The organism is Bartonella sp. TS82HLJMH, assembly GCF_042193495.1.
GTDB classification, from domain to species: domain Bacteria; phylum Pseudomonadota; class Alphaproteobacteria; order Rhizobiales; family Rhizobiaceae; genus Bartonella; species Bartonella grahamii.
Window position 1 is genome coordinate 1 of sequence record NZ_JBHILU010000029.1, and the last position, 7265, is coordinate 7265.

General features: G+C 39.3%; 6 protein-coding genes. 5 read left to right on the forward strand and 1 reads right to left on the reverse strand.

All coding sequences use genetic code 11. The features are described 5' to 3' along the window. The coding region (locus tag ACFIKO_RS08475) for an autotransporter outer membrane beta-barrel domain-containing protein (RefSeq protein ID WP_375673768.1) at positions 1–2539 on the reverse strand (2539 nt) is incomplete at its 3' end. Between the two features lie 799 nt (positions 2540–3338). On the opposite strand from ACFIKO_RS08475, the gene ACFIKO_RS08480 reads away from it, so the two are divergent. From ACFIKO_RS08480 to ACFIKO_RS08500, 5 genes are all read left to right on the forward strand, one after another. After that, positions 3339–4469 carry a metallophosphoesterase gene (locus tag ACFIKO_RS08480; RefSeq protein ID WP_375620485.1) on the forward strand — a complete coding sequence of 377 codons (1131 nt, stop codon included), beginning with the start codon at positions 3339–3341 and terminating at the stop codon, positions 4467–4469. A 621-nt stretch (positions 4470–5090) separates the two neighbouring features. Then, positions 5091–5471, forward strand: coding sequence for a hypothetical protein (locus tag ACFIKO_RS08485; protein WP_375673769.1), 381 nt, complete (start codon positions 5091–5093; stop codon positions 5469–5471). A 30-nt stretch (positions 5472–5501) separates the two neighbouring features. Continuing rightward, the gene (locus ACFIKO_RS08490) at positions 5502–5948 is read left to right on the forward strand and encodes a phage tail protein (protein ID WP_375673771.1); all 447 of its coding nucleotides are present in this window, start codon (positions 5502–5504) and stop codon (positions 5946–5948) included. Further along, positions 5945–6199 (forward strand): tail protein X, encoded by a 255-nt coding sequence (locus ACFIKO_RS08495; protein WP_375673772.1) that lies wholly within the window; start codon positions 5945–5947, stop codon positions 6197–6199. The genes ACFIKO_RS08490 and ACFIKO_RS08495 overlap by 4 nt, the downstream gene beginning before the upstream one ends. Next, a complete protein-coding gene (locus ACFIKO_RS08500; RefSeq protein ID WP_375673774.1) occupies positions 6190–7221 on the forward strand; it encodes a phage late control D family protein in 1032 nt (343 codons plus the stop codon). The genes ACFIKO_RS08495 and ACFIKO_RS08500 overlap by 10 nt, the downstream gene beginning before the upstream one ends. Positions 7222–7265: the final 44 nt, after the last annotated feature.

Genomic DNA, 7265 nt, shown 5'->3' on the forward strand with positions numbered 1-7265 from the left:
TTTGCGCAACATCAGCTTTACCATTGCTTGACTCTGGTCCATAGGCCGTTAGCGTATATTTATAAGGCAAACGATTTTTGGTGGTATAGCCATTTGCCAGTTTGAAAGAGTCTTCCTTTGCTTTTCCAGAAACTTGAATGAGCGAGAGGCCACCTATATTGGAAGGATCAGCAGCATTTACTACACTACTTTCATCCCCTGAATCACTTTTGATATAAACTGTTGTGTTGCCTGAGACATCACCGTGAATGAGAAGCCTATCGGTTTTTTGATCGGCACTTGCAACACCATCATTCCAAGCAATGTTGAAGTAAATCTTTGCATCACCAGAGGCGTTGTAGACCGCTTGCGTGTCTGGTTTACCAGATCCTATATGTAGTGTGTGATAATGCTCTTCTGTTGGTTCATTAAAGATAATGGCGCTGTTGTTGAGATTAAGAACAGAAACATCAGAACGAGACCTTTCAGCAATATCAAGCAGATTGCCATCACCATCTTTTTCGTTTGCGCTGGTTTTTACAATCCATTGTGTATTGTTTTTCAGATTAAAGTGTACATTTCTGTCTTTAGCAATATTCGCTCTGCCTTCTAGAGTAGACTGATCAGCGTTTAATGTGAAGGTGCCGTTGGAGATCGCTTTAACCTCTTTACCATCCCACAAATCTTTATCGTTCCATGACATTTTGTCCCAAAAAATACCATCTCCTAATAATACGTCAGCATGGACTTCTGATTTTTTAAGATTGACTGTGCCGATTGATGGGGCTGCCGCATCTTCGATGCTTTTTTCAATAACAGTTCCAACAAAAATTCCTGTACCATTTTCAGTATGAAGCTCTGCATTGGTAAGATTGATCTCATTGCTATGATACCTTTGTGGATCATGCGAGCCATTTGGATTGTTGTCAGAGAAAGTTGCGAATTGTAAACCGGCAACTTCTGCTGTGGCAGAAACATCTTTCAGATCAATATGTCCGCCATTTATTACAACCAGTGCAGCTTTTTTTGCTTCTATTTTATTTTTCTTCCCATTCTGAGGAGTGTCGGATTGGGGATCTAGACCTTTAGAATTAGTATCAATAGCGCCATTAACCATCTTAGTTGTGCCATCTTCACCAGTAGCGAGACCAATATCAACATTTTGAATGGTTGTTTTGCCATTTAATTCAACTATACTACCGGCCTCCCAAGTGCTTACACCAACGGTTGCTTCTTCGGACTCACCACCGATTATTGTTAAATCTCCGCTAATGATTTTACTTCCACTATCAGCGTAAAGACCTTCATAAAAATTTTGAATGGTTGTTTTGCCCGTTAACTGAATTTCACTACCAGAGTCCCCCGTCCATACACCAGATCGTGCTTCATCGGGGTCTTGATCAATTACTTTACCACCGACTATTGTTAAATCTCCACTGGTAATTTTACCACCATTATAGGCTCCAAGACCGTACGAAACTTTTTCAATAGTTGTATGACCCTTTAATTGAATTTCACTATTGGGATCAATGGCTATTATACCAGAAATACTGTATTCTTGGTTTTCATAAGCAGTTATTGTTAAATCTTCGCTGGTGATTTTACCACCTTTTTCTGCTCTCAGTCCGTTTCTAACTTTTTCAATGCTTGTTTTGCCTTTTAATTCAATTATGCTTCCAAAGCCATTGGCATTTGCACCGTTTCCGAAGTTATTGGTTGTTAGAGTAACATCCGTAATTTCAATACGTCCACCATTTTCTGTAAATAATGCGCCTCCATGTCCATTCAAACTTCCTCCTATGACAGCTCCTCCTTTCATTGTGATCTTGGATTCTATACCATCTGCATGGAGTGCATTACTCTTAGATGATGCGACTGTAACATTGTTGTTTAAAGTAATGGTGCTGCCGTTCCCAGCATATACGCCATCAGTGTCCCCATCGAGTGATCCTCCAGACACTGTTATTGTTGAGTGATCCTCTGCAAATATGCCTATTAGTGCTTGAGTAACGGTTACATTGTTCAAGGTTACTGTGCTGTTTTTAGCACTTATTCCTAAGGGTAGTAAAAGGTTATCGTTTTCACTCGATATTACCACATCTTCCAGCTTGTTTTTTTTACTCTTACTGTCAGAAAAGGAAGCACCAGTGCTAGATAAAATGCCAGATGAGGAGGCACCCGTTCCAGAATATGTAATTGTTCCCTTAGTCATTTGAAGTGTAGCACCGTCTTTGGCTTCAAGGCCTAAGAAAATACCAGAACCAGTGCCTTTAATGGTTGTGCCCTCCAGTAACTCAATTCCACTGTTAGCACCTTCTGCTGTTACAGCATAGACGGTTTTGTTCGTGTCTTGGTTTATATCTTTATTCGTAACAATGGTTAAATGTTTTCCAATGATTTTTCCGCCATCTTTTGCGTGAATAGTTTCATAGGTTTTATCGGATACTGGTACTGTTTTTCCATCAGAAACTTCGAGGGTTTCAGCATGTACACTGAACTGGATGTTGAACAGGATGATAGCGGCTGCAGCCGTGCATGATAAAAGGGATGTTTTATACACCAATATTCTCCTTATGAGAGCCCCAAAATATTCATTCCCCCGAAAACTTCATAAGAAGAAGTGAAAATGGATAGTTGTTATTAATTTCGATAACTGTCTTTAGTTTTGTAAGATATTTTTGGTTTCTTGTCAAAATTAAAGATTAACTGATATTAACATTATATGAATTTATATTTAATACACAATGTTCTTATAATTGTTTATATTATATAATTAAATTTAATGTAAATATATATTATATAAATTTAAATATTATTATAATACTTACATATTTTATATTTTTTTATAAAGTAATAATAATGTTTTTTATGATACTTCTGCAGTTTTATATTTTATCAAAGTGAGTTATGACTGTAATACTTAAACACTGTTTCTAGAACTTTTGATTATTTCTACCTTATTTATCATAAGATTCTAATGTATTTGATCTTGATATCCAAAGGAGTTGACGACTCTAGCATACAGAACACATTTTTTCTTCTGTGGGGGATATTTTAATAGTATACGAACATTTGCTAAGTTATTTGATAAATAACTAGTTTTTGTAGATGTTGATGTATCGATGGCATTTGAAAGAGCCAGAGTCCAAGCTCATAAATCTCAATCAATTAAAAAGTGTTCCAAGTTGAAGGCTTCAAACCAAAAGTGCTTCTATATCATCAAAGTGCACTTTCATTGAAGGATTATTGCTTTCAGTATTTTGAATTTTTGACACACTTTTGACAAGAAAATCTAAAAAAAATTGCTTCTGAGGAATTTTTATAAATAAAATACGTAACGTTTTTATGGTGATGTGTTTATGAGATATAAAGTTGAATTGGTAATCGCTGTGATTGCTTTTACTCTCTCTGGTTGTTTTAATCTTGATTCTGAAAAATTAAAAAAAGACGAGAGGCTTTATAATGATGCATTCATGGATTGGTCTATGAAAGAAAAGTCTCTTGCAAAAAATTATACTGCTATCATCATGGCTGATCCGCAACCGTGGCGTTTAAACTCTGGTGATGCCAATGGAATATCAAACAGAGAGCCATGGTTAAAGATAAATGAGCAGGTTGCTGATGTGATAAAAGCGCACAAGGCCGCGTTCCATATTGTCAATGGTGATTTGACGGAGTTTGGACAACAAAAAAACTATGACGATTATACAAAGGTGTATAAAAATCTTGGGTCTCCTGTTTATGAAGGGCTAGGGAATCACGATTATGCCAATAATGTTGGTAATTGTACAGATCCTCAAGAATTCAATTTTTACAAAGATGCCTGTGCTATAAATGCAGTTTTAAGAATGGTATCGGAAATCAAAAAATACCGTAGTCAATTATCGCATTTCAATGCAGATGTTACTGAAAAGTTGGTTCCCATTTCGGGTGGAAATGTTCGCTCGATAAGGGGGAGTTTGAGTTATTCTTGGGATTATGGAGATGTTCACTATGTGCAGCTTCATAATTACCCGAGCTATACGGTTCGTTTGATTGGACAGTCTGTGGAGGTGCAAATCAGTAAATCTTTGGATTGGCTTAAGAACGATTTAGTTGCTGCTGATGCAAGAGGTAAAGTAACAATCATTAATTTTCATGATGCTCGTGCTGCTTCCATTGATGGTGAATCCTTTTTTATTCGTAAAAAGAATGCTAAAGATTTGTCGGTTTTTAAGTCAATTATTACTTCTCATAATGTTAAAGCGATCTTCGTGGGTCACACGCATTATCAGTCTTATTGCCGTGCGAAAAATGATAAGGTTTTTGAAAATATCCCTATCTATACAGCTGGTGCGCTTTTTAATGGAGATTATTACCTCATAGATGTGAAGGGAAAGACCATTCGCGTTAAAGCCTATAATGGAGAAATAGGAAAACCGCTTTTAATTAAAGATCTTGGTGTTATAGGGAAAGACACCCAATTTTCCGCAAGTTGCAGTCAGTTATAATAGTTTTTTTCTTTGTTTTTAAGGATAAGGGAAAAACGTATTATATGCGCGGATTTGAAGAGCAATGAGAGTGTCTAACTGTCACTTAAAAATAAAATAAAAAATCAGACATTTTTTTCAAAAATGCTAAAATATCAGGTTAAGCGCTATAAGTGCAATGGTTTAATGTGAACAGAGCTTTAATACAAAGCGGAATAATGGTTTGTTATTTTATTTTTTCTTTTTAGGCTTTCATCTTTGAAAAGAAGAGGAGTGTGTCGAGGAAGTATCCAGAATTACCAAGAAAGCTTTTTGTTTTGATAAATTTTTTACTTATAATCTTCAAACAATTGATGTTTTATGATGCTGTACAATTTCTTTTAATTAAACGTATGAACTTTTAATTTTATTACAATTTTATCTTCTTCTTTTATACGTAAGTAAATAGATACAATACGATACAAATATTGGTGTCTGTTTATAGTGGTTATGGTTTCACGCAATTACTCTTAGATGATACTCACATGTCTTGATAGTTTTATCTTTGCTTGGAGAGAAGTGTAAAAAGAGGATTTTAAGAAGTTTCAGTTTAGAAAGAGTTTTTTTGCCCGCGAAAAGCTCTCTGCGGATGCCAAGGCCGGTATGGAACAAGCAGGGGAGGATTTGGCCAATTGGATTGTCGATGGTTTTATGAACCCGATTACACAATTGAAGGATTTTTTTACATCCTTACCCCAACACATCAGAGAATGGATTGGCAGTGTTGATTTATCGGACCTGTTCCATTTGCCCAGTTGGCTTGGCGGCAAAACAGCCATTCAACCGATCACACAGTTTGCCGGGGCTAGTCATGCCAATCACTCTGCTCGAGAGCAAAGAGAGAAAGACCGCTCCCCCACTTATCACAATCAAAATGTAACAGTGCATGTCAATGGCGCCCGCGATCCCGTTGCCACTGGTCGTGCGGTTGCCCATGCCCTTCAACGCACACGCGCCAATGCATTGCATGGAGGAACCGAATAATGGGAGGAAGGCAATAATGGGAGGGAGTCTATGAGAGATCCTTTAATGATGTTGGGTCCACATCTCTTTTATGTGGACTGGCTGAATTTCCAATCCTTTGAGGAAGAGTTTTCTGCCTCATGGGTTTGTATGGAGCGTTTTGGCAGATCCCCCAGTTTGCAATTTACTGGCTATGGCAATGATGCAAAGACCATCCATGGCGTTTGGTTCCCAGAAGAGTTTGGCGATCGTGTCGCCATTGATGCCATCACTACAACTATCCGAAGAGCCAAACCCGTCCAGATGCTTCGTTGGATCAATGATACCACCTATAGTGTCCTTCTCCATGGACCCGTGGTGATCACCAGTGTCACGAAAGACCATGATTATATCAGTCGCTCTGGTCAATCCCAGCGCATCCGCTATTCCATTACGCTCTTGCCCTTTTTTGGCGGCGGAAAACCACAAGGTCAATATCAGGTGGGACAAACTCTATGAATATACCAGAAAAGCATGTTGTTGTAGAGCTAGAGGATATGAGTCTCGATCTCATCTGCTTTCACCATGCCATGGCAGTGTTCAGAGACCGCATCCAAGTTGGGGCACTAAACGGTTATTTAGAAGCCACACTGGAAGCCAATCCAGAGATTGCCAAATATGGTGTGCTTTTACCGCGGGGCTTGAAGGTTATTCTGCCTGAATTCGTACTTTACAACCCCCAAAGCACGGTAAAGCGCTTATGGGATTAAGGCGTACACACCCTTTTATTGTGGTCAAGGTGGGAGATAAACCTGTTCATGAGGTTTTTTACCAGCGTCTTTTAACTGCAACCATTACGGACCATGCAGGTAATGAAGCCGATACATTTGAAGCAGAGTTTGATGATAGTGGCAATGATTTAGAGGTTCCACAAACGGGCAACGCTCTGCAGGTGATCTTTGGCTATGAGAACAGCATCAGTGCTTTTATGGGGCGTTTTGTTGTCGAATCGGTTGTAAGCTCAGGGGGCAGTGATGGAGAGATTTTGCGCCTTTGTGGCAAAAGTGCCTCGATGCGTAAAGAGCTCAAAGAACAGGCGAGTGAGCATTTTGATCACAAAACTGTTGGGGAGATTGTTGAGACACTGGCCAAACGCCATGGCTATCAAGCAAAGGTCAGTCCCCAGTTCACTCAACAAACTTTACCTTATGTAATTCGCACAGATCAATCGGCGGTTGATTTTTTAACCCGCCTTGCTGACCGCATGCGGGCACGCTTTTTGATCAAGGACAATAAGTTTTTATTTTTAAGCGGAGATAACTTACCAGCACTCGACATCCATAAGCATGACTGTTCTAGCTGGGAATTCACCCTCGAGCCACGCACGCAATATGGCACCATTGAAGCTGCTTATTTTGATCGTTCAAAAGGGCAGCAATGCCAAATCAAACATCAGACAGGGTTTAGCGGTCCCGTGCGGCGTTTACGGACTTGTTACACTTGTGAGGAGGAAGCACGAGCTGCTGCTGCTTCCGAGTCGGACAGGTTGTGTCGTGCTGTAGGCAGTGGTTCTTTGACCCTTGCGGGGCGACCAGAAATCATGGCTGACCAACCTCTGCTCCTTCAAGGGTTTCGTGGGCAAATCAATGGACCATGGAAAGCCGCAACCGTCACCCACTGCTATGAGAAACAAAGCGGATACACCACAGAAATTACACTCGAAGCACCGGACAAGGGAAAAGAAAGCAATGAGAACATTAAACATGCTAAAAACAGAAAATCCAAGAGATAATTTTGCTTCTTCTTTTCGTCAACTTCCCCATAATATTGAAGCTG

What these genes read in the sequence shown, in the direction of transcription:
- ACFIKO_RS08480 (WP_375620485.1), top strand. Translation starts at nt 3,339, where the DNA reads ATGAGATATAAAGTTGAATTGGTAATCGCTGTGATTGCTTTTACTCTC.
- ACFIKO_RS08485 (WP_375673769.1), top strand. Translation starts at nt 5,091, where the DNA reads ATGGAACAAGCAGGGGAGGATTTGGCCAATTGGATTGTCGATGGTTTT.
- ACFIKO_RS08490 (WP_375673771.1), top strand. Translation starts at nt 5,502, where the DNA reads ATGAGAGATCCTTTAATGATGTTGGGTCCACATCTCTTTTATGTGGAC.
- ACFIKO_RS08495 (WP_375673772.1), top strand. Translation starts at nt 5,945, where the DNA reads ATGAATATACCAGAAAAGCATGTTGTTGTAGAGCTAGAGGATATGAGT.
- ACFIKO_RS08500 (WP_375673774.1), top strand. Translation starts at nt 6,190, where the DNA reads ATGGGATTAAGGCGTACACACCCTTTTATTGTGGTCAAGGTGGGAGAT.